The organism is Chryseobacterium sp. Marseille-Q3244 (assembly GCF_940807095.1).
In the GTDB taxonomy this organism is placed as follows: domain Bacteria; phylum Bacteroidota; class Bacteroidia; order Flavobacteriales; family Weeksellaceae; genus Chryseobacterium.
This window is the reverse complement of the sequence record NZ_CALNWX010000003.1, coordinates 489,181-511,054: the sequence shown is the minus strand read 5'-3', so window position 1 is coordinate 511,054 and position 21,874 is coordinate 489,181. Positions and strand designations below refer to the sequence as shown.

Here is a 21,874-nt window from a genome sequence, read left to right as displayed (position 1 = left end):
GGGGAAATGTGAGTATTACTGATAATAATGTTTCTAATATAGATTTGAAGCAGACTATCAATAATCTTAACCGGACAGATGGAATTGTTGCGCTGACCATGACATTAGGGGCACAGGACGGTAGTAAATTACTCAAAGACAGATCCAAAACCAAATAGTAAATCTCAAAATAATAATAATATGGCAATGTTTAATTATGGTGTTGGCGGAAACGAGGTAAAAGTAGACGCTAATGAAGCTATTCAGGAAATACAGGAAAATAAATCACTGATAGTAAGCCAGCTTACAACAGACGAATCTTATACCCCTGAAATTGTAACAGGATTAAAAACTGTGGAAGATGTCTTCAAACATTTTCAGCCTTCTGTGGCAGTACAACACGAAACAGAAGATGGAGGAGTGGTTGATGAAGAATTCCGTTTTCAGAATCTTGGAGACTTTACTCCTAAAAGCCTTACTCAGAAATCTGACTATCTTCAGCAGCTGAGCATGGAGCAGGAGCAGTACAATAAAATTGTACGTCAGTTAAAAACCAATAAAATTCTTCGTAATATGTTAGAGAACGACCAAACTAGAGCGGCGTTCATCGAAGTATTGAAGGATGTAGCACAAGAACTTGAAAAATAATTAAAGACTTACATTAAATCATGGATAGCAAATTACAGGCGCAAGAAAGCCAGCAGCAGGGACAGCAGCAGCAACACTCAGGTCAGCCGAAAGGTAACCCGCTTGCGGAACTCAATAAAATGGGAGGTTTTGGCTTTGTTGAATCCGTTGTAGACGGTATCGCCAATATGAACCCAACAAGAAAAGCAAGGAAAGAAATCTTTCTTAACGATGGCAATAAAGCAGAAGAAAGAAAAGAGCTTCTTCAGAAGATCAATCTTTGGGTAAGCCTTTTAGAAGGTAGCGAATCGGCAGATAAAATGGCAGATACGTGCAAAACCAAAGCACAACAAGCTGATCAAAATTTAAAGAAAAACTTAAAAAGTACATTAGATGCCGTTCGTTTGTTAGAAACTAACTATAGAACTGTAGCTCAATTCTACAAAAATACAGAATTGGATAAAGTGGATAATGTAAGTATTGTTAATGCAAGCCTGGATCAGGTTTCAGACTTAGACAATCCTTTATTCATTGATGCCATTTCTGAAGAATTTAAAAATTACTATGACCGTTTAGACCTTAGAGATAACTACTCAATCCTTGCTATCCCTGGATATTTAGGATCAAATAAAGTTATTGAAAAGTGGGCTAAAATCTGTAACGAAAACAAAGTAATGATGGTTACAGACTTTGCTAATCTTGACAAGCCGGATGATGTAGTAGACCTATTCCATTCTGCGAATCTTACAGGTGGTGAACTTCACAGAAGTAACGTTATTATGACGTGTAACTGGTTAGTAGGACGTGGAAAAGCAGAAGAAGTAGGAGAAGAAGAAAACGTAGAACTTCCTCCTTCCACTTCATTAGCAGGAAAAATTCACAAGACACTGATGTCTCAGGTAGCAGCAGGTAAAAAACATGGTAATATCAATGAGGTAGATGCTGTAAAATTCGAATTGAAGAAAAGTGAAATTTCTCAGTTGGAAAAAATGGGTCTTGTACCAATGGTTAACGAATATGGTAAAATCATGGCTTTCTCTGCGAAGACATTATTTACAGGAGACAACATTGGTCTTCAAACCTATTCGGTAGTTCGTGTATTCGACTATGTAACAAAAGTATTACTGGACTTCCTGAACAGAAGAGCCTTCGAAAACTGGAATGCTAAAAACGAAGACGATTTGAGAAGACAAATTGTAACATTCCTTGATAATATCAAAGGACCGGACAAATTGATTGAGAAATTCAAGATCGTTCGTTTCGAACAAGATAGAGTAAACAAAGACAGAGTATGGCTTGATATCCGTATGACCCCTTATTTCCCTACAAAAAGTTTCGTTATTAAACTTGACGGACACAAAGGAGATGATGGTAACGAATGGGACGCAGAATACGCTCAGGAATAATAACACCTTATTTTTAATATAAAAACCGATGCATTTTTTACATCGGTTTTTTTCTACCAATACCTATGAATATTAAAATGAATATTAAACTGGCCATCGGTATGCCTATACTATTAATGGCAGTATTAGCAAGTTGTGAAAAAAAATATCAGAGTCCTGATCAATATGAAGATGACCTTTTTGCAGCCGAACGTCAGGAAGGGAAAGCTTATATTATGGATGAGGAAGAATGTTTTGATGGTAGTGAACTGGTTTTAGCAAGTTCGGAAGTTAAGTTAGCGGACAGTTCAAAGGGCCGTGGAAAACCATTTTTTCTTTATAAAGTAAAATCAGGAAAAGTTTTAAAAACAGTAAGAGATTCTGTGCTGGATATGCCAATGATGTTCTTGTCTCCTCACAAGCTAAAGCTGAAAGAAGATTCCATGTATCTGTACCTGAAAAAATTGGATGGTTATCGTTTTATCGCGAAGGACAGAAACCTGAAATACCAGTGGTTAAGAGGAGCTTCTGTATATTCTGTGAAGAAAAAATAAGCAAGATTCATTGTTACGATACAACTTAATAAATAAAGAATAGAAATTAAAAAATTAGATAGAATTTGAAAAAATAAAATAAACCTATCTTTGCGTTCCTGAAATGATACAGGGCGAAGAGACAAAACCTCTTCAGCGACTTAAATTGATTGGTTTTTGGAAAAGAATATTGCAGCCTCAGAATTTCTTCATGTAGGAAACAGGCTTTTGGAATGGTATCGGAATAATGCGAGAGATCTGCCTTTCAGACAGACAAAAGATCCGTATAAAATTTGGATCTGCGAAATTGTATTTCAGCAGACAAGAATCAATCAGGGGCTCAATCACTATAATAATTTCATTAAAAGATTTCCGGATGTAAAAACCTTAGCTGAAGCTGATGAAAATGAAGTCTTGCTTTATTGGAAAGGACTAGGCTATTATTCCAGAGCCATCAATATTCATAAAGCTGCGCAGCAGATCATGAATGATTACAATGGTATATTTCCCAATCAGTACGAAGAAATTTTAAAACTGAAAGGAATTGGAAAGTATACAGCAGCAGCGGTTTCAAGTATTTGCTTTTGTGGAAAAATGCCGGCAGTAGATGGAAACTTTTACCGTGTGCTGAGCCGTTTCTTTGCTGATGATTTTGATATTTCAAACTCAAGGGCGTTTACTTATTTTTCAGAATTGGCGACTTTGGTAATGCCTGATAATGTGGGAGATTTCAACCAGGCGATGATGGATATTGGTTCAGAAATCTGTAAACCTAAAAATCCATTATGTGGAGAATGTCCGATAAATGAAGACTGTCTTGCTTTTTCTTTACAAAAAATTTCAGATTATCCTGTCAAAACAAAAAAAGTAAAGGCTGAAGATCTGGCTTTAACTTATTATTTTGTTCATAGAAACGGGGAGTTTCTGATCCGTCAGCGAAAAGATGATTTTATCTGGAAGAAATTATTTGAGTTTCCGTCTTCTATTTCTCCTGAAATGAAGCCCTTTATTACCGGTTCTAAAACGGTTAGCCATAAACTGACACACAAGAATTTAACTATTGAAATATTTAAGGTTGAGGTATCTTCAGAAGACATCTGGAATCGTTTTATTACTGAAAATCAATACCAGATTACGGACGTGCAGGGTTCTCATGATAAATCCTTTCCGAAGCCTTTGGAAAATTACATTCAAAACTCATTGAAAGACTGAAATTTGTCTTCCGAAATCTGAAATCTAATTTGTACTTTTGCAAAATGATTAAAAAAGTCATTTTTATTTTTGTATCACTGCTTTTAATTTCATGTGGAAAAGACCCGGTTCCAAAACCGTATGGAGAACTGCGTCTGGAATATCCGGAACCGAAATACCAGAAGTTTGAAAACAACTGTGCGTATACCTTCGAGTATTCGGATTTCGCTAATATTACCGCAGCGAAAAAGCCTTGCTGGTATTATCTGAACTATCCAAAGATGAAAGCAAAGGTTTTTGTAACCTATTACCCGATACAGAATGACTTTGCAGAACATATCAAGGAAGCTGAAAAAATGGTATACGAACATACCATTAAAGCCAGTTCTATAGACACAAAATCCTTTGAATACCCTGAAAAGAAAGTATATGGGAATTTCTATGAGCTGAAAGGGCAGAGCGCTTCCAATCTTCAATTTTACATTACAGACAGTACGAAACATTTCGTGACTGGTTACTTATACTTTAATACGAGACCGAAACCGGACTCTCTGGCTCCTGCTGTGAACTATATCAAGAATGATATGAAACATATGTTGGACTCTTTTGAATGGAAAAAATAATTACTTTTAATATACATTGAAAAATATATGAAACTTTTAGTTGTAGGAAGTGTTGCATTTGATGCAATTGAAACACCATTTGGTAAAACGGACAAAATTTTAGGCGGAGCTGCTACTTATATTGGGATCACTTCATCTATTTTAGGCGTTAAATCCGGTATCGTTTCTGTAGTAGGAGGAGACTTTCCACAGGAACATCTTGATATGTTCACGAACAGAGAAGTAAACATCGAGGGAATTGAAATTGTAAAAGAAGGAAAAACATTCTTCTGGTCAGGAAAATATCATAATGATCTGAATACCAGAGATACGTTGGCTACAGAAGTAAACGTATTGGAGAACTTTGATCCGAAAATTCCGGATTCTATGCAGGATGCCGAAATTTTATTACTTGGTAACCTACATCCTGGAGTTCAGTTATCCGTATTGGAAAAAATGAACAACCGTCCTAAACTTGTAATCCTTGATACCATGAACTTCTGGATGGATTGTGCTTGGGATATTTTGATGGATATGATTGCTAAAACTGACGTAATTACCATCAATGATGAAGAGGCAAGACAACTTTCAGGAGAATATTCTCTGGTAAAAGCTGCTAAGAAGATCCATGCAATGGGACCTGAATATGTCATCATTAAAAAAGGAGAGCACGGAGCTTTACTTTTCCATGACGGTAAAGTATTTGCGATCCCGGCACTTCCGTTAGAAGATGTTTTTGATCCAACCGGTGCAGGAGATACTTTCGCAGGAGGTTTTGCAGCTTATTTGGCTAAAAAAGGTAAAATTGATTTTGATACCATGAAGTCTGCATTGATCGTAGGATCTGCAATGGCTTCTTTCACGGTAGAGAAATTCGGAACACAAAGAATAGAAGAAGTAAACGAATCAGATATGTTCAGCAGATTGAGACAATTCAAAGAATTGACGACATTTGATGTTGAACTGCAGTAAATAAGTCTTTTTAAGAAATATTTATAATAAAAAATTGAGTGAAATTCGTTAAGAATTCTAAATTTGCAACTTGTTAAAATAGTAAAATGACAAATAAACTAAAAATCACTTATCTTCTTGGGATTTTCATCATGATATTTTCTTCTAATATGATGAATGCCCAGCTAAAACCGGGAGATTTAGTGGATGGTATTGCTGCTGTGATCGGAAATGAAATTGTTTTGGAATCAGATGTTACGGAGCAGATGAATTATGGGAAACAGCAGGGAGCTACCAACACAGATAAATGTGAGTTTCTTGAAAGCCTTATCAACAACAAACTTCTTGTATACGAAGCAAAAAAAGATACGTTAATTGAAAACCGTTCTGCTGCGATCAAAGAGCAGGCTAATCAAAAATACCGTCAGTTGCTTTCTCAATTTCCGGATGAAAAAGCATTATTAACTGCGTATAAATTCAGAAATTCTTACGAAATGAAAAACGCTATCGAGAAAATCGATACGGATCAATATTACGGACAGGCGAAATACCAAAGAGTTACTGATAAAGCAGACGTTACTCCTAATGAGGTAACTGACTTTTATAATATGTATAAAATGCAGCTGCCACAGGTAAAAGATGAGGTTACTTTAGCTCAGATTATGATGTATCCTACCTTAACGGAAGCTCATAAGCAGGATCTTATCAATAGACTGAAAAAGATCAAACAGGATATTCTTGGTGGGGAAACTTTTGAAAGCCAGGCAAGAATTTACTCTGAAGATGAAGGTTCCGCTACGAATGGAGGACTATATAAAAACATCAACAAAGGACAAATGGTGAAGCCGTTTGAAGCAGCAGCTTTAAACCTTCAGGAAAATGAAATCTCAGATCCTATTGAATCTGAATTCGGATACCACATCATTCAGTTGTTGAAGAGATCAGGGAAAGTATATGACGCAAGACATATTCTTTTGAAAGCAACTCCTACAGATGAAGAACTTAAGACAGCAAAAGCAAAATTAGACAGCATCCGAGGTTTAATCATGGACGGAAAGATGACGTTTAAAGATGCAGCGTTCAAGTTCTCAGATGATAAAAGAACCAAGTTCAACGCAGGTATAATTCCTGGAGGTGACGGTTCAGACAAAATCGAAAGAGAAAGTATTCCTGGAACAATCAGTTATGAATTGGCAGGTTTGAATAAAGGAGATATTACTTCTGCTTTTGAAGATGAAGATAACAGAAGAAAAGCTGTGAAGATCATTAAACTTGAAGATGTTATTCCTGCACACCAGATCACTCTGGAAACAGACTTTAGCCGTATCAAACAGATGGCGCTCAATAAAAAGAAAAATGAAATGGTTGAGAAATTTGTTAATTCCAAGCTACCAACCACTTTCATCTCCATTGATGGACGTTACGATAATTGTAATTTTAAATCCAACTGGAAGAAAGACTCAATCAAAAAATAAAATCAAAACCTTCAGAATTTCTGAAGGTTTTTTTTATACATCTGAATCTTAGTATTTAATATCTTTATAAAAAATAGGAGATGGATTATACTTTTTATACAAAACAATTTCATTCAGCTATAGCAAAGATTTCTAAAGAAAAATTTGAAAGTTTAGGTTTGAAAGTATCAATAGAAGTTGTTTTAGAATCTGTTGCATTAAAAGTTTATAAACCGGAATGGGCAGCAGATCAGAAGGCTCCATTAGACTCCGCCGGGAGAATTTTTTTTTCAGTCTGGGTTAATGATAAGGCTTTGCAAGAAGAGAAATTATACTACAATATTCATGCTTTAAAACTTAGGGAATTTAAAAACCATAAAATAGCCAGCAGAGATTTTGCTCAGGATTTTAGAAATGAATTTTCGAAATATCAAAAAGGCTGGCCCAATATAAGCCTAAAATTTGGTCCACTTACTCTGATGCAGGGTTGGGTTAGCTTTAAGCCGAATAATATGCAGGAAAATATTCATGAGCTGGTTCAACACTTTCTGAATATAAGCTTTATTATTGATGAGGTTTTAGAGCAGTATAAAAAATAATAATATTTAGCCTTTTTAAATATATTTTTAATTGATGGAAGGATCTGATAATGGTTGTTTTTAGTATTTTTACAGCATGGGCAATTTTATAGATTTCAACGCGGCAAAAAAGCTACATGATATGCAGGCCAGTCAAAATAGAATTTCAGAACTTTTTAATATCAAATATCCGATTATACAGGCAGGGATGATCTGGCATTCCGGATGGAAGCTGGCATCAGCGGTTTCCAACTGTGGAGGATTGGGATTAATTGGAGCAGGAAGCATGTATCCTGATATCCTCAGAGAAAATATCCAGAAATGCAAACAGGCTACCAATAAACCTTTTGGAGTAAATGTTCCAATGCTGTATCCCAATATTGAAGAAATTATTCAAATTATTCTTGAAGAAGGAGTGAAGATTGTTTTTACGTCAGCAGGAAACCCCAAAACTTATACGGAAACTTTACAGAAAGAAGGCATCAAAGTCGCTCACGTAGTATCTTCTACCAAATTTGCAGTAAAATGTGAAGATGCCGGAGTAGATGCAATAGTTGCTGAAGGTTTTGAAGCCGGAGGACACAACGGAAGAGATGAAACTACCACATTCTGCCTTATTCCTAACGTAAAAAAACATATCTCAAAACCATTAATTGCAGCTGGAGGAATTGCTTTAGGCTCCCAAATGAAAGCAGCAATGATTCTTGGGGCAGACGGAGTACAGATTGGTTCCCGTTTCGCTGCTACTACAGAGGCAAGTGCTCATGAAAATTGGAAAAAGAAAATTACAGAACTTCAGGAAGGAGATACCCATCTTACTCTAAAAGAATTAGCTCCGGTAAGAATGGTTAAAAATAAATTCTTCAATGAACTGGAAGATATTTATCAGGCGGGAAGAAATAAAGAGGCATTAGTTGCTTCATTAGGAAGAGCCAGAGCAAAACGTGGAATGTTTGAAGGTGACATGGAAGATGGTGAACTTGAAATAGGGCAGGTTTCAGCTTTGATTGATGATATTCTTCCGGTGGAAACGGTTTTCAATCATCTGTTAAAAGAATTTGATGAGATTAAAATGCCAACACTATAATATTAAAGAATCCTTATAAGGATTCTTTTTTTATTAGAAATGAAGTTCAGTAGATTGCTTGATATTGCTCATCACAAATGAGCTTTTTATTTTACTAATATGGGGAATAACAGATAATTTCGTAGCAATAAAATCACTGAAAGCTTCAGGACTTTGTACAATGACTTTTAATATGTAGTCAAAGATACCTCCTGTCACATATGCTTCTACCACTTCATCAAGAGTTGCTATTTTCTTTGAAAATTCTTCCACATATTCTATTTGCTGGCTGTTAAGAGACACCGTTATGATTACTGTAAAATTTAATCCTACTTTCTTAGGATCAATTAATGCAACATAATTAGTGATATATCCTTCGTTTTCCAGCTTTTTTATTTTGTCATATATGGATGTCCGGGACATGTTAAGTTTCTCTGTAAGATCTGTAATGTCGAATCTTGAACTTTTCTGAAGAACTCTTAGTAGTTCCAATTCCTGTTTCCCTAATTTTTCCATGTGGACTTTTTCCTATAAAAGTATAAAAATTAAATTTATTTTTGAACATTGTCTGGTTTTATGTTTTTATAATGGGATTTTTTACATATTTACTTTTTAAATTTCGTATTTATTTTAGCGTTTTATATTTTTGTCCGGATTTAAATCGTTGTTGTTTTTGGAATTTCAATTTTTAAAGCCTTAAAGAAAATGGTTGAGAATAAAATAGTAAATATTGGAGATAAAGCCCTTTACGTAGAATATAATAATTCATTTGAAAATAAACCCACTCTTGTTTTTTTACATGACTCGTTGGGGTCTGTACAACTTTGGAGGGATTTACCCGCTAAGCTTTCAGAAGAAACCCAATGTAATGTCCTTGTCTATGACCGTTTAGGATATGGGAAATCTTATCCAATGCCTACTCATATAAGACCAGTAAATTATATGGAATTGGAAGCTGATCTATTAAACGACCTTTTAGTAGAGCTTAATATCAACAATTCAATTTTATTTGGACACAGCGATGGAGGAACTATTGCTTTAATCACAGCTGCAAAATATCCGGAAAGGGTAGAAGCTGTAATTTGTGAAGCCGGACATATCTTTGTAGAAGAAGTAACCTTAAAAGGCGTTTATGATGCCTGGGAAGCTTATAAGACCACAAATTTGCCTGAACGTCTGCAGAAATACCATGCTGATAAAGTAGACATGTTATTCAGAGCCTGGACAGAAACATGGACCCGTGATGATTACAGATCCTGGAATATCGAATATCTTTTGAAAGATATCACCTGCCCGCTTCTGTTCATTCAGGGAGAAAATGATGAATATGGAACTTTGGATCAGGTTGATAAGACCGTTACCCAGGTAAGTGGGAGTGCTGAGAAATACATTATTCCTGGTATTGGACATACGCCACACAAAGAAGCTCCGGAGCTGGTATTGGAAAAAGCTATAGAATTTATCGGGAATAACTCTTAGCCCTAAATAAATTTAGCAAAATAAATACATTAAGCTATCTCAATTTGAGATCGCTTTTTCTTTTTACAAACTAAGGGGAACATAGATTTTATGTATTGCTAAATCTGCATATTGGCTTTGATTTGTACAATATGTATGCATGTTTTTCGTAAAGATCCTCCTTATTGTAAAATTTGATTTGAGACGAATTAAATTATTTCTTTATTTCTAAAACAAGCTTAAATAATTTTTTAATATTTAATTCAAAGAATGAATGACATTAACTAATATCTCAGTACCTCTCCAGCCTGAAAATTACAACAAATACGCAATAAATATCTCTTCTAAGGGATATAATATTTTCTATTTTTGAAAATAAGATTTAGTGGTTGAGAAAATTAATGATGCAAATCATTAAATATTTTGTTTGATCTGAATGTGTGAAGAGATGCAAATTTGCATCTCTTTTTTGTTTCTAAAAACTATAATAATTGGATTTCAGCAGCAATATTTGATCTTGCCTGTATCTCATACTTTTCCTTAAAATAATCTGTCTTAAAAATACTGTCGAGTTCCAGAAAATGAGTAAGCACTTTTTTTCTGCCTGGTTTATAAAGAAGATCAGGATAAATAGAATATTCTTTTCGAATTTTACGGGCATACTCCATATAGACTTCAAAATCTTTCCCAAGGATGGAAAGGTCAGTATCTAAAAGATAATTGGTGTCTTTATTTTCTGATCTCTCATGAAATTGGGTAGCCAGGATCTGGTCAGAAATAATTTTTATATTATTTTGATGTAAACCAAGTTCGGAAAGTCTTTCCGCGGCTTTCAGAGCACTTTTTTCCTCATTGGATTTAGAGGTAACATTATAGATAATATCATGATAGAAAATAGAAAAAGAAACTCCATTGAAATCAGAAAGATCACTTTTTACACTGCCAAGTTCCCTGAACATATTTTCAAGATGAAGAAGATTGTGATAATGCCTGTTTTTTTCAGCGTATTGAGTTTCAATCTCTTTCCATAAGTTGCTGATTAAGTCTGGGTCATCAGTGAAAAGTAAACAAAGCTGTTCAAATTGATCTTTTAGATTCATGGTGAATAGGTATAAAAAAAGGAACTTTTAAAAAGTTCCTCTGTTTGCTTCAAGAACAGCTTTCAGCTCAGCCCAGCCTCCGCCGTTATAACCGTCCTTTAATCCTTGAGCGCTTAGGTATTCCAATGCTTTTCCGCTTCTGTTTCCACTTCTGCAGAATAAAATTACCGGCTTTTCAATAGAAAGGATCTCGTCCTGTCTGTCTTCTACTTCACCCAGTGGAATATTTTTGGCACCATCTATATTTCCGTCCATTTCAAGCTCCATAGGCTCACGAACGTCGATCAATTCATAGTTTCCAGATTGTATTACTTCTATTAAAGACATAGTTGTTTGTTTTAAACATTAAATTATAGACGAAATTACGTATTTTTTTTTTGAAAAAAATCTTAATGAAACTATAAATTTAAGAAAGGATGTTGCATTCAGAAGAAAGTGATGAAGACGGACAAAACTAAAGATTGATAAAATAATCTTAATTTTGCAGTGTGAAATTAATGAACGCTGGTGCTGAAAAATATTCCGAACTGATAAAAACCAAGGCTAAACGTTTTGGCTTTCAGGGTTGTGGCATATCTAAAGCAGATTTTCTGGAAGAAGACGCCGGACACCTTGAAAAATGGTTGAAAAACAACTGTAATGGGGAAATGAAATATATGGAAAATCATTTCGATAAAAGGCTCGATCCAAGACTGCTGGTAGAAGGTTCTAAATCCGTTATTTCACTTTCTTATAATTATTTTCCTGAAGAAAAAATCTCCATGCTGGAGAACTTTAAAATATCAAAATACGCCTACGCTGAAGATTATCATGAAGTTATTAAAGAGATTCTTCGTGAAATGGTGGCTGAACTGCAAGAAGAAATCGGAGAATTCGGATTCAGAGCCTTTGTAGATTCAGCACCGGTATTGGAGAGAAGCTGGGCCAGAAAATCAGGAATTGGCTGGGTAGGGAAAAATGCGAATCTGATTACCAAACAAAACGGATCTTTCTATTTCCTGGCTGAGATCATTTGTGATCTGGAACTTATAGCAGATCATGAAACCACAGATCATTGCGGAACTTGCAGAAAATGTATTGATGCTTGTCCTACAGATGCCATTGTTTCTGAAAAAATTATTGATGGAAGCAAATGCATTTCCTATGCTACCATAGAATTGAAAAATGACATTCCGGATCATTTCAAAAATAAAATGGAAGACTGGATGTTTGGTTGTGATATCTGTCAGGATGTTTGTCCCTGGAATCGTTTTGCAGCTCCTCATCAGCAAAGCAGATTCAAACCCAATGAAGCCCTGAAGAACTTCAAAAAAGGAGAATGGAAAGAAATTACTCAGGAAATTTTCTCCGAGATCTTCAAAAAATCACCTGTGAAAAGAACCAAATTCGCAGGTTTGAAGAGAAATATTGAATTTTTAGAGCGGTCTTCAGATTAAATTTTGCTTACCTATTTGGTGACGATTCCTGTGTTGGAAATTGTTAAAGTTCCAAACAAAAGCTGACAACCGACCATTCCTTAGATTTTAAAAGCTAAAGAGGTTTAGATTTAATTGAATAAACTGGCTAAAAAGTCTTTCCTAAAAAGAAAAATTGACCTTCAGGAGATTAAATCTCACCGAAAATCAACGTTTTTTTTGTATTCTTTTTGGAGCAGTTTTTACTCTTACTTTAAATCTTTTTTGGGATTTGGTATTTTTACGCATATTTGTGAATATTTCGTAATTAAATATAGCCAATTTTTCGATTAAAACAAATACTTTTACGAAAAATTATATATTAAATTTTATTCAAAAACATGACTGTGAAAACCATATTAATATACACGTTGAAAATCCTTGGAGTGATTCTGGGAATTGTAATTGTTTATGTTCTCCTGGGACTACTGATCCCGTTCATTCCGGTTTCTGCCAAAGATGATGGTGAAAAGAAAGATATTCCCATCTATATCTATACCAACGGTGTTCATACCGATATTGTAATGCCTGTAAAGAACGATCTGAAAGATTGGAGCTTGATGATTCCTTTTGCAAATACAAAATCTAAGAAAACAGATTATCAATATATTGGAATAGGATGGGGAGATAAAGGCTTTTATCTGGATACTCCAACCTGGGCTGACCTGAAGTTTTCAACAGCTGTGAAAGCAGCTTTTTGGCTAAGCGATTCAGCCATGCATTGTACTTACTATTATGCAATGAAAGAAGGTGAAGATTGTAAGATGATTATGATTAGCAGAAGCCAATATCAAAATTTAATCAAATTTGTAGAAGATAAATTCGATAGAGATCAGAACGGAAAATTCATGTTGATTCCTACCAATGCAGTGTATGGTGATAATGATGCATTTTATGATGCCAGAGGAACATACAGTTTCCTTTATACCTGCAACACCTGGAGCAATAATGCATTGAAGGCTGCAGGACAGAAAGCAGCACTTTGGACACCATCAGATTTTGGAATCTTCCAGCATTATAAATAAGCGTGAAACCTCTTTTTTTGTTTTGTGCTATGGCTTTATAGAAAGAGATAATTAAGAAGAAATAAAATGAAACATAAGCTTTTCCGTGAACAACAGCTAAACTGTGATGTAGAAACTGCCTGGAAATTCTTTTCCTCAGCCAATAACCTTTCAGAAATTACTCCGAAAGATATGGGGTTTACGGTATTGACAGAAATGAAAGATGATGAAATATATGAAGGAATGCTCATTGATTACTATGTTTCCCCATTATTTGGGATTAAGATGAAATGGCAGACCGAAATTACCCATGTGGATTTTCAGAAAAGCTTCATAGATTTCCAAAAAAAGGGTCCCTACAAATTATGGAATCATCACCATGAGTTTATTCCCAATGATGAAGGAGTAATGATGAGAGATTCTATAGATTATGAACTTCCTATGGGATTCTTAGGCGAAATTGCCCATTCCTTATTTGTGAAAAAGAAACTGGAATATATCTTTGATTATCGGTTCAGAGTTTTAAGCAGACTGTTTTAAAGAGTTCAGTTATTGTATATAGTTTGTCCTTCTGACAAGGGAAGAAATATGATTTCTCGCAGATCCCACAGATCTTGCAGGTTTTTAAAGATTTATTATCTGCCATATCAGCTTAATCCGCGAGATTAAAGAAATCAACAAGGTCTTTGTTATTGTAATGAAAGAAGAATCTTTTTCACGACTTTATGCTTTGCTATCTTCCTCAGAAAACCTTACTCATCCTAAGAAAAATGTGATTTTATCAGCATTGTTTAAGTTTTTTTAACAGTTAAAAGACAGTAACTCCATCAAAATTTCTTATTTTTGCAGCACTATCGTTTTTACTAAAAAACTAAGTATTCTGATTGACATGGCAGGTCTGAGGTCACTTTTCTATTTTTATATCATATTGGTTTTTTCCCTTTTCAATTCGAATTGGGCAGAAAAATCATTACAGAATATTCCTCACCTTCCACATGTAAACAATATCCATTTGCTGGATGTTTACGAAGAAGCAGATATGAATACGCATGCATTGCCTGCAGCGTCTAAAATTGTAAAGCATTCCCTACGCAAGGATGATTCTGCAGTTGGAGATTTTTCAGCAGCTTTAAAAGTTGCTCCAAAAATCATACTTCCTGATATTGCAGTCTCCATTATCTGTGGAGTAAAGTCTTTTCTCCATCTCCTCCAATTATACTAGTTTAAGTTATTGAATTTCAATTTATTTTAACGAAAATTTTATAACCTAAACATTCAGAAATGTATTTTAAAAATGTAATAATTTGCAGCTTTGCAATATTATTCGCAGTGTCATGCAATAAAGACAAGAAAAAAAATAACCAAAAAGAAAAAGAAGTTCCTATACTGGAAATCAAGGAAAAAGATACCTTGGTAAGCAATCAGTTTGTAACGGATATTCAGGCTAAAAAAAATGTGGAGATGCGTTCCAGGATTGGTGGAATTATTCAGCATATTTATGTTAATGAAGGGCAATTTGTTCATCAGGGGCAGCCTTTGTTCAAAATTAATGATGCCGAGCTACAGATGGAACTTTTAAAGGCTAATGCTGCTTTGAAACAAACCCAGGCTGATGTCCGTATTGCGGAAGTGGAGCTGAAACAGATTCAGAGCCTTCACGCTAAAAAGTTTGTGGCTAATAATGAACTGGAATTGGTAAAGGCTAAGCTTTCATCCGCTCAGGCTAAGCATGCTTTTGCTGATGCAGAAAAAAGAGCGGTACTTCAGAAGATCAGTTTTACAAAGATTACAGCACCTTTTGATGGAGTAATAGACGTGATTCCTCATAAAGATGGAAGCTTGGTGGAAAATGGAACTTTACTGACAACATTATCCCAACTTAATGAGGTCTACGCTTACTTTTCAATCCCGGAAAATCTTTATTTTGAGCTTTTGGCCAATGACAAGATTGGAAACCATCAAAAGATTGAATTAACCCTGCCAAACGGTGTAAATTATCAGTTTAATGGAGCCTTAAAGACAGCGGAAGGAGAAATCGACAGAACTACTGGATCTATCCGTTATAAAGTCCTTTTCCCGAACCCTGACCGCTTGATTAAGCACGGTACTTCAGGAAAATTGATTATTTCCGAAAATCAGGATAATGCCATTTTGATTCCGCAGAAATCTACATTCTCCATTCAGGATAAAACCTATGTTTTTGTAGTGGATAAACAGAATAAGGTGAAAATGACAAACATTAAGATCGGAAGCACACTGAGAGATTCTTATATGGTGGAAAGTGGTCTTAAAAAAGGAGATTTAATCATTTATGAAGGTACTCAGTCCCTAAAGGATGGTGATATTATTAAAATCAAAAAGAAGTATTAACCTTTCATAATCTTTAAATCAACTTATTATGGTAGAGATGTTTATAAGACGAAAGGTTCTTTCGTTGGTTATTTCCATATTATTTGTATTACTGGGAATTATGGCCTTATTAAAGATGCCGATTACCCAGTTTCCGGATATTGTACCACCTTCAGTAACGGTAACAGCAAAATATACAGGGGCTAATGCTGAAGTTTCCGCTAATGCGGTTGCTCTTCCATTGGAACGTGCCATCAACGGAGTTCCGGGAATGACGTATATGTCAACGGTAACGTCCAATGATGGGCTTACCCTGATCCAGGTGTTCTTTGAAGTAGGAACAGATCCTGATGTGGCGGCAGTAAACGTTCAGAACAGGGTAACAACCATCCTTGATGAGCTTCCTGAAGAGGTAATTCGTGCCGGGGTAACTACTGAAAAAGAAGTAAACAGTATGCTGATGTACCTCAACATTACGAGTACAGATCCTAGTCAGGATGAGCAATTCATTTACAACTTTACGGATATTAATGTTCTTCAGGAACTGAAACGTATTGACGGAGTAGGACGTGCAGAGATCATGGGACAGAAAGAATATTCCATGAGGGTATGGCTTGATCCGCAGAAGATGGCAGCCTATAATATTTCTGCTGATGAAGTGATTACTTCATTGCAAAAACAGAATATTTCAGCAGCACCCGGAAAAGTAGGAGAAACTTCAGGAAAAACTTCCAGTCAGCTTCAGTATGTAATCAAATATAAAGGGAAATTCTTTGAGCCTAAGCAATACGAAGAAGTTCCGATCAGATCCGATGTAGACGGAACAATTTTAAAGCTTAAGGATATTGCTAAGGTAGAATTCGGGGCAATGAACTACGGAATGGTTTCCAAAACAGACGGAAGACCTTCTGCATCCATTATGATGAAGCAGCGTCCAGGGTCCAATGCATCAGAAGTAATTGAAAGCGTAAAAGCTAAAATGGAAGAATTAAAAGGCACTTCATTCCCTCCCGGAATGGAATTTAATATGGCTTATGATGTTTCCAGATTCCTTGATGCTTCTATCAGTGCAGTATTAACAACCCTTATCGAAGCTTTTATTCTTGTAGGAATTGTAGTATTTATTTTCCTTCAGGACTGGCGTTCAACGTTAATTCCGGTATTGGCGGTTCCGGTAGCATTGATTGGAACCTTTGCCTTTATGAATATGATGGATTTCTCAGTAAACCTGTTGACATTATTCGCTTTGGTATTGGCTATTGGAATTGTGGTGGATAATGCCATTGTCGTCGTGGAAGCCGTCCATGTAAAAATGGAAGAAGGGATGAACGCTATGGATGCTACCATCAGTGCTACCAAGGAAATTGCAGGAGCAGTAGTGGCGATCACCATTGTAATGTCTGCCGTATTTATTCCTGTGGCGTTTCTGGATGGTCCGGTAGGAGTATTTTACCGTCAGTTTTCATTAACACTGGCGATCAGTATTGTTATTTCAGGGGTGAATGCATTAACGCTTACTCCGGCATTGTGTGCGATTATTTTGAAACCTCACGATCACAATAAAAAGAAAACAATTATTGATAGGGCTTTTCAAAGTTTCAACACAGGCTTTGAAAGATTGACTAATGGCTACGTAGGGATTTTATCAAAATTTGCGACAAGAACTACCGTTACTTTTGGGTTGTTATTCCTGTTTATAGGGTTAACTTTTGTAACGAGTAAATTCCTTCCAACCGGATTTATTCCCATGGAAGACCAGGGAATGGTATATGTAAGTGTAACTACTCCACAGGGAGCCACCGTAGAAAGAACGGAAAAGGTATTGGATGAAGTAACGGTTATTGCCAAGAAAATAAAAGGGGTAGAAAACGTAACAACCCTTGCAGGATACAGTATTGTTACAGAAATCGCAGGTTCATCTTACGGAATGGCCATGATTAACCTTAAAGATTGGAAAGAAAGATCCATTTCTGTGAATGATCTGATTGCTGAACTTTCAGAAAAGACAAAAGGAATTGCTGATGCCCAGATTGAGATCTTTGCTCCCCCTACTGTTCCTGGATTCGGAAATACCAGTGGTTTTGAATTGCGTTTGCTGGATAGAACAGGAGGAACCATTGAAAATACCGATAAGATCACTAAAGATTTTGTCAAAAAGCTGAATGAAGCGCCTGAGCTACAGAACAACTTTACTAGTTTTGATGCCACTTTCCCGCAATATATGATTAATGTGGATTATGATATGGCAGCGAAAAAGGGTGTGTCTGTAGACAATGCAATGTCAACCTTACAAACCATGTTGGGATCCTATTATGCTACCAATTTTATCCGTTTCAGTCAGATGTATAAAGTGATGGTTCAGGCAAGTCCGGAGCACAGAGATACTCCTGAAAGTATCCTGAATTTATATCTGAAGAATGATAAAGGAGAAATGGTTCCCTTTTCAACATTTATCACGATTGAAAAAGTATATGGTCCTGAAGTACTGACAAGGTATAATATGTATATGTCCGCCATGATTAACGGAGAGCCTGCAGAGGGTTACAGTTCCGGTGATGCTATTGCAGCGGTAGAACGTGTAGCCAAAGAAGTACTTCCAAGAGGTTTCGATATTGAATGGTCGGGGATGACGAGAGAAGAGATCTTATCGGGGAATCAAACTGTATATATATTCCTCATCTGCCTGTTGTTCGTCTATCTTTTGTTAGCAGCCCAATATGAGAGTTTCCTTCTTCCGTTACCTGTATTATTAAGCCTTCCGACAGGAATCTTCGGATCCTATATCGCTTTGGTACTGGCAGGGTTGGATAATAATATTTATGCACAGGTTGCGCTGGTCATGCTGATCGGACTTTTGGCTAAAAATGCCATTCTGATTGTAGAATTTGCGGTAGCCAGAAATAAGCAGGGATATGATATTGTTCCAGCTGCAATTGAAGGAGCAAGACAACGTCTGAGACCTATCTTGATGACTTCCTTTGCCTTTGTGGCCGGGCTTATTCCATTGTGTATCGCATCTGGAGCTGGAGCAATCGGTAACCGTTCCATTGGTACTGCTGCGGCAGGAGGAATGCTTATCGGAACCATTTTCGGATTGGTTGTAATTCCGGGACTATATATATTCTTTGCGAAACTTGAAAATAAGAAGAAAGATGAAAAGATTAAATCATAGACATATATTGTGCGGAATAGCTGCATTAAGCTTAGTTTCATGTGCTGTTCCAAAGGTTGCTGATATCAAAAAGGCTCAGACACTGCCGGAAATACCTGCTAAAACGATCAATTCGGGAGAGTTTCAGCAGCTTGATCTGAAAGCTTATTTCACGGATGCTCATTTATTAGAGCTTTTTAATAAAGTGGTGCAGGCCAATCCTGATTTTCAGATTGCACAACAAAGAGTGGAAATCGCTAATAGTTTCCTGCAAAGATCAAAAATGGATCTTTTGCCTTCTCTTGAAGTAGGAGCGGAAGCTAGCGGTAATCGCTATGGAAAATATACCATGGAAGGTGTGGGGAATTATGATACCAATCTTTCCCCCAATATTACAGAAGAGCAGAAAATCAACCGTGATTTTACGCCTAATTATTGGTTGGGAGCAAGGAGCAGCTGGGAAATTGATGCCTGGGGTAAACTGAAAAATAAAAAAATTGCTGCTCAAAAGAAATATCTGGCTTCTACGGAAGGGCTGCGATTACTTCAGGTAGAACTTTTCACGGATATTGCGAACCTGTATTATCAGTTGGTAACTTTAGACAACCGCTTGGCTATTTATCAGAAGAATTATAACCTTCAGCAGAGAGCTTTTGAAATTGTCCTGGCACAGCGTGAAGTGGGAAAAGCTACCGAGCTTGCCGTACAACAGTTCAAAGCACAGAATAACAACTGGCTGGCAGAAATCGAACATATCAAAGTGGAGATCGTTACTGTTGAACAGGCAATTACCACTTTGACGGGAAGTTATGGTGGAGAGGTAAAGCGTGGTAAAGTGCTTATGCCAACCAATATGGATGTTTTAAACAAAACCATTAATGTAGAAGCGGTCATCCATTCGAGACCGGATGTGGCTGCTAATTATTATGTATTGGAGGCTTCTCAGGCAGATGCAAAGGCGGCAAGAGCTGCATTCTATCCGAAAATTGACCTTGGAGCCGGAATCGGGATGAATTCTTTTTCTGTGGAAACGCTTTTCAAACCAAGTTCATTGGCAGGACAGCTGTTGGGTGGATTAATGGTTCCTGTTTTTAATAAAGGCCAGTTGAAATATGAGTTTAAAGTAGCCAACAAGGAGCAGGAGATTGCTTTTTTAAATTATCAGAAGAGTATTACCACCGCATTTAATGAACTTCAGTCTATTTTGAAACAAACCAGGATTTATGAGAAGGTTTTAAAATTAAAATCTGAAGAGGTTGGTTTTCTTGATCGGGGTGTAGAGGTTTCCAATGATCTGTATCTCACAGGATATGCCAATTATTTTGAACTGATTAATTCTCAGAAAAGTAAATTGACCGCAGAACTGGACCTTTTACAGTTTCAGCATCAGAATACCAGAAATAATGTTCTGCTGTTTAAAGCTTTAGGAGGAAAACTGAATTAGAAATTCTATAGTTTAAAACCATAGCTTTTTCGGTTTTGTAAACCGACCATTTTTATTTTACGATGAAGAAAGAGGCTGTCTCCGTGCGAGGCAGCTTCTTTTGATTTTGATAAATAATTCTCTGTTATTGGAATATTATTATATTTATAACATCATTAAAACTATTTAATTATGAAAAATTTGAAAAAAGTATCAAGAGAACAACTAAAAGCAATACAGGGGGGGGAATTATGGATTATCCGAAATGTGGACCTAAAACACAATTAAGATGTTACAGCATAGAATATTGTGATCCTGAATTTTCAGATGGTTGTCAATGTGTTTGTGTAAGAATCTAATTCCTGCAAAATATTGAAGCAGGCTCAATTTTAATAAAAAAAGAGACCGTCTGTAAGACGGTCTCTTTTTGTATAGTTTAAAAACATAGCTGCAATATAATGCAGTATGTATTGATCTTATTTGACAATCTGGATTTCAACTGCAGAAAATCCTTTTGGAGATTTCTCCTTTTCAAAAGAAACTTTGTTTCCTTTCTTTACCGGTTCTACACAGTTATTATTGTGGAAGAAGATATTTTCTTTAGAATTATCTTCAGTAATGAAACCATATCCTTTTTCACTAAGGAAGGTAACGATCCCTGTTTTTCTTGGATCTTCCTCAATAATAGGAGCAGCCCCTAATTGAATATCATCAAGGTTTACTTCCTGTCTTTGTTCTGGTGGAGTAGAAGTTAATCTTCCGAATTCATCTACATACATGAATACGTCCTCCGCTCCTTTGTTGTTGTTCGTTTTACGTTCTTCGCGTCTTAGCGCCTTTTCTTTTTGCTTTTGAATTTTTTTCTTGAAATTTTCCTTTTTAGAAAAAGAATCTGCCATAAATTATTTTTAGTATTTAGTTTCTATAAATTGTATTGTTCACTCTGGTCTGCCTTAGACCTTAAAGCCCGTCGATGTTTCCTGTTCTGGGTTTCCCTAATCATACAGAGCTTTAAAATTCCGACAAGTATTGTTCTGGGTAGAAGAATAAAAGTTAAAAATATGGCTGCTCAAAAAGCAAAGACTGAATATATATATTCTAAGTCGTTACAGAAAACAAAGTAGTGACTTTGGTTAATAATATGCAAATATACAACAATAAAATGAATAAAACTGTTTTTAAATGATTGATTATCAGAAATGGATTTTATAGAAACCAGCCCGGATCTCCTTATTTACAGAGGAATAAAGAAGTATTGAGTGATTTTCACAAAAAAATCCTCAGTAAGCTGAGGATTTAAAAAAATATATTAAAAATGAAATGGTGTGTGTTAATACGGGTGGGAAGGTATCAAATGCTGTGCCTAAAACTCACTTTATCAGGAAAAGTTAAGCGTTTGTTTAATATCTAAAACAGGATGCAAACTCTATCTGTCTGGCAGATAATAGGATATTGAGAAAAAATATGTTTATATAAATTTTAAATATTTTACAGGATTTTTAAGCTCTCAATTGAGCCAATCTGAAATTTTGATGAATTCCCGAAAATTTCACCATGTTGAGACCGATG

At 35.9% G+C, this 21,874-nt stretch carries 22 protein-coding genes; 18 read left to right on the top strand and 4 right to left on the bottom strand.

All coding sequences use genetic code 11. From position 1 onward, the window contains the following. Nucleotides 1-180 precede the first annotated feature (180 nt). The 9 genes from NBX25_RS08130 (at nucleotide 181) to NBX25_RS08090 (ending at nucleotide 8,387) form a co-directional block, all read left to right on the top strand. Entirely contained in the window at nucleotides 181-627 is a 447-nt protein-coding gene (locus NBX25_RS08130; RefSeq protein ID WP_164464392.1) for a type VI secretion system contractile sheath small subunit, read from the top strand. Between the two features lie 20 nt (nucleotides 628-647). Beyond that, on the top strand, nucleotides 648-2,012 hold the full coding sequence (locus tag NBX25_RS08125; RefSeq protein WP_123859507.1) for a DUF5458 family protein: 1,365 nt from the start codon (nucleotides 648-650) through the stop codon (nucleotides 2,010-2,012). A 77-nt stretch (nucleotides 2,013-2,089) separates the two neighbouring features. Continuing rightward, the gene (locus tag NBX25_RS08120) at nucleotides 2,090-2,545 is read left to right on the top strand and encodes a hypothetical protein (RefSeq protein ID WP_123908566.1); all 456 of its coding nucleotides are present in this window, start codon (nucleotides 2,090-2,092) and stop codon (nucleotides 2,543-2,545) included. Between the two features lie 156 nt (nucleotides 2,546-2,701). After that, nucleotides 2,702-3,736: an A/G-specific adenine glycosylase gene (mutY, locus tag NBX25_RS08115; RefSeq protein ID WP_250253392.1), complete on the top strand. Its 1,035-nt coding sequence runs from the start codon at nucleotides 2,702-2,704 to the stop codon at nucleotides 3,734-3,736. Between the two features lie 44 nt (nucleotides 3,737-3,780). Next, entirely contained in the window at nucleotides 3,781-4,338 is a 558-nt protein-coding gene (gene gldD, locus NBX25_RS08110) for a gliding motility lipoprotein GldD (RefSeq protein ID WP_123908564.1), read from the top strand. 27 nt (nucleotides 4,339-4,365) lie between these two features. Continuing rightward, on the top strand, nucleotides 4,366-5,289 hold the full coding sequence (locus tag NBX25_RS08105) for a PfkB family carbohydrate kinase (RefSeq protein WP_123908563.1): 924 nt from the start codon (nucleotides 4,366-4,368) through the stop codon (nucleotides 5,287-5,289). A gap of 86 nt (nucleotides 5,290-5,375) precedes the next feature. Continuing rightward, nucleotides 5,376-6,743 carry a peptidylprolyl isomerase gene (locus NBX25_RS08100; RefSeq protein ID WP_123908562.1) on the top strand — a complete coding sequence of 456 codons (1,368 nt, stop codon included), beginning with the start codon at nucleotides 5,376-5,378 and terminating at the stop codon, nucleotides 6,741-6,743. A gap of 80 nt (nucleotides 6,744-6,823) precedes the next feature. After that, nucleotides 6,824-7,321, top strand: a complete 498-nt coding sequence (locus tag NBX25_RS08095; RefSeq protein WP_250253391.1) for a hypothetical protein — start codon at nucleotides 6,824-6,826, stop codon at nucleotides 7,319-7,321. Between the two features lie 76 nt (nucleotides 7,322-7,397). Further along, a complete protein-coding gene (locus NBX25_RS08090) occupies nucleotides 7,398-8,387 on the top strand; it encodes an NAD(P)H-dependent flavin oxidoreductase (RefSeq protein WP_228412857.1) in 990 nt (329 codons plus the stop codon). Between the two features lie 33 nt (nucleotides 8,388-8,420). Here NBX25_RS08090 and NBX25_RS08085 read toward each other — a convergent pair whose 3' ends face one another. Beyond that, entirely contained in the window at nucleotides 8,421-8,882 is a 462-nt protein-coding gene (locus NBX25_RS08085) for an Lrp/AsnC family transcriptional regulator (protein ID WP_123859514.1), read from the bottom strand. Nucleotides 8,883-9,071: 189 nt separating this feature from the next. Here NBX25_RS08085 and NBX25_RS08080 point away from each other — a divergent pair, with 189 nt between their 5' ends. After that, nucleotides 9,072-9,845 carry an alpha/beta fold hydrolase gene (locus NBX25_RS08080; RefSeq protein ID WP_123908560.1) on the top strand — a complete coding sequence of 258 codons (774 nt, stop codon included), beginning with the start codon at nucleotides 9,072-9,074 and terminating at the stop codon, nucleotides 9,843-9,845. Nucleotides 9,846-10,306: 461 nt separating this feature from the next. Here the strand turns inward: NBX25_RS08080 and NBX25_RS08075 are convergent, their stop codons facing one another. Further along, on the bottom strand, nucleotides 10,307-10,924 hold the full coding sequence (locus tag NBX25_RS08075; RefSeq protein ID WP_250253390.1) for an HD domain-containing protein: 618 nt from the start codon (nucleotides 10,922-10,924) through the stop codon (nucleotides 10,307-10,309). A 27-nt stretch (nucleotides 10,925-10,951) separates the two neighbouring features. Next, nucleotides 10,952-11,251, bottom strand: coding sequence for a rhodanese-like domain-containing protein (locus NBX25_RS08070; protein ID WP_123859517.1), 300 nt, complete (start codon nucleotides 11,249-11,251; stop codon nucleotides 10,952-10,954). Between the two features lie 170 nt (nucleotides 11,252-11,421). Here NBX25_RS08070 and queG point away from each other — a divergent pair, with 170 nt between their 5' ends. From queG to NBX25_RS24875, 8 genes are all read left to right on the top strand, one after another. After that, on the top strand, nucleotides 11,422-12,360 hold the full coding sequence (gene queG / locus NBX25_RS08065) for a tRNA epoxyqueuosine(34) reductase QueG (protein ID WP_250253403.1): 939 nt from the start codon (nucleotides 11,422-11,424) through the stop codon (nucleotides 12,358-12,360). Nucleotides 12,361-12,719: 359 nt separating this feature from the next. Next, the gene (locus NBX25_RS08060; RefSeq protein ID WP_123908558.1) at nucleotides 12,720-13,403 is read left to right on the top strand and encodes a TIGR02117 family protein; all 684 of its coding nucleotides are present in this window, start codon (nucleotides 12,720-12,722) and stop codon (nucleotides 13,401-13,403) included. 66 nt (nucleotides 13,404-13,469) lie between these two features. Further along, complete coding sequence (locus NBX25_RS08055; protein WP_123908557.1) at nucleotides 13,470-13,922, top strand: SRPBCC family protein; 453 nt, start codon at nucleotides 13,470-13,472, stop codon at nucleotides 13,920-13,922. A gap of 349 nt (nucleotides 13,923-14,271) precedes the next feature. Next, complete coding sequence (locus tag NBX25_RS08050; protein WP_123908556.1) at nucleotides 14,272-14,604, top strand: hypothetical protein; 333 nt, start codon at nucleotides 14,272-14,274, stop codon at nucleotides 14,602-14,604. Between the two features lie 107 nt (nucleotides 14,605-14,711). Continuing rightward, entirely contained in the window at nucleotides 14,712-15,752 is a 1,041-nt protein-coding gene (locus tag NBX25_RS08045) for an efflux RND transporter periplasmic adaptor subunit (RefSeq protein WP_250253389.1), read from the top strand. A 28-nt stretch (nucleotides 15,753-15,780) separates the two neighbouring features. Beyond that, nucleotides 15,781-18,903: an efflux RND transporter permease subunit gene (locus NBX25_RS08040; protein WP_123908554.1), complete on the top strand. Its 3,123-nt coding sequence runs from the start codon at nucleotides 15,781-15,783 to the stop codon at nucleotides 18,901-18,903. Further along, a complete protein-coding gene (locus NBX25_RS08035) occupies nucleotides 18,884-20,326 on the top strand; it encodes a TolC family protein (RefSeq protein ID WP_250253388.1) in 1,443 nt (480 codons plus the stop codon). The genes NBX25_RS08040 and NBX25_RS08035 overlap by 20 nt, the downstream gene beginning before the upstream one ends. Before the next feature lie 171 nt (nucleotides 20,327-20,497). Then, the gene (locus NBX25_RS24875) at nucleotides 20,498-20,593 is read left to right on the top strand and encodes a bacteriocin-like protein (RefSeq protein WP_502799744.1); all 96 of its coding nucleotides are present in this window, start codon (nucleotides 20,498-20,500) and stop codon (nucleotides 20,591-20,593) included. Nucleotides 20,594-20,781: 188 nt separating this feature from the next. Here the strand turns inward: NBX25_RS24875 and NBX25_RS08030 are convergent, their stop codons facing one another. Next, nucleotides 20,782-21,204 (bottom strand): cold shock domain-containing protein, encoded by a 423-nt coding sequence (locus NBX25_RS08030; RefSeq protein WP_047420468.1) that lies wholly within the window; start codon nucleotides 21,202-21,204, stop codon nucleotides 20,782-20,784. Nucleotides 21,205-21,874 lie beyond the last annotated feature (670 nt).

Excerpts from the sequence above, each read along its gene's own strand:
- NBX25_RS08050 (WP_123908556.1), top strand. The coding sequence starts at position 14,272 with ATGGCAGGTCTGAGGTCACTTTTCTATTTTTATATCATATTGGTTTTT.
- NBX25_RS08130 (WP_164464392.1), top strand. The coding sequence starts at position 181 with ATGGCAATGTTTAATTATGGTGTTGGCGGAAACGAGGTAAAAGTAGAC.
- NBX25_RS08070 (WP_123859517.1), bottom strand. The coding sequence starts at position 11,251 with ATGTCTTTAATAGAAGTAATACAATCTGGAAACTATGAATTGATCGAC.
- NBX25_RS08100 (WP_123908562.1), top strand. The coding sequence starts at position 5,376 with ATGACAAATAAACTAAAAATCACTTATCTTCTTGGGATTTTCATCATG.
- queG (WP_250253403.1), top strand. The coding sequence starts at position 11,422 with ATGAACGCTGGTGCTGAAAAATATTCCGAACTGATAAAAACCAAGGCT.
- NBX25_RS08040 (WP_123908554.1), top strand. The coding sequence starts at position 15,781 with ATGGTAGAGATGTTTATAAGACGAAAGGTTCTTTCGTTGGTTATTTCC.
- NBX25_RS08105 (WP_123908563.1), top strand. The coding sequence starts at position 4,366 with ATGAAACTTTTAGTTGTAGGAAGTGTTGCATTTGATGCAATTGAAACA.
- NBX25_RS08080 (WP_123908560.1), top strand. The coding sequence starts at position 9,072 with ATGGTTGAGAATAAAATAGTAAATATTGGAGATAAAGCCCTTTACGTA.
- NBX25_RS08125 (WP_123859507.1), top strand. The coding sequence starts at position 648 with ATGGATAGCAAATTACAGGCGCAAGAAAGCCAGCAGCAGGGACAGCAG.
- NBX25_RS08035 (WP_250253388.1), top strand. The coding sequence starts at position 18,884 with ATGAAAAGATTAAATCATAGACATATATTGTGCGGAATAGCTGCATTA.
- NBX25_RS08075 (WP_250253390.1), bottom strand. The coding sequence starts at position 10,924 with ATGAATCTAAAAGATCAATTTGAACAGCTTTGTTTACTTTTCACTGAT.
- NBX25_RS08120 (WP_123908566.1), top strand. The coding sequence starts at position 2,090 with ATGAATATTAAACTGGCCATCGGTATGCCTATACTATTAATGGCAGTA.
- NBX25_RS08085 (WP_123859514.1), bottom strand. The coding sequence starts at position 8,882 with ATGGAAAAATTAGGGAAACAGGAATTGGAACTACTAAGAGTTCTTCAG.
- gldD (WP_123908564.1), top strand. The coding sequence starts at position 3,781 with ATGATTAAAAAAGTCATTTTTATTTTTGTATCACTGCTTTTAATTTCA.
- NBX25_RS08090 (WP_228412857.1), top strand. The coding sequence starts at position 7,398 with ATGGGCAATTTTATAGATTTCAACGCGGCAAAAAAGCTACATGATATG.
- NBX25_RS08055 (WP_123908557.1), top strand. The coding sequence starts at position 13,470 with ATGAAACATAAGCTTTTCCGTGAACAACAGCTAAACTGTGATGTAGAA.
- NBX25_RS08060 (WP_123908558.1), top strand. The coding sequence starts at position 12,720 with ATGACTGTGAAAACCATATTAATATACACGTTGAAAATCCTTGGAGTG.
- NBX25_RS24875 (WP_502799744.1), top strand. The coding sequence starts at position 20,498 with ATGAAAAATTTGAAAAAAGTATCAAGAGAACAACTAAAAGCAATACAG.
- NBX25_RS08030 (WP_047420468.1), bottom strand. The coding sequence starts at position 21,204 with ATGGCAGATTCTTTTTCTAAAAAGGAAAATTTCAAGAAAAAAATTCAA.
- NBX25_RS08095 (WP_250253391.1), top strand. The coding sequence starts at position 6,824 with ATGGATTATACTTTTTATACAAAACAATTTCATTCAGCTATAGCAAAG.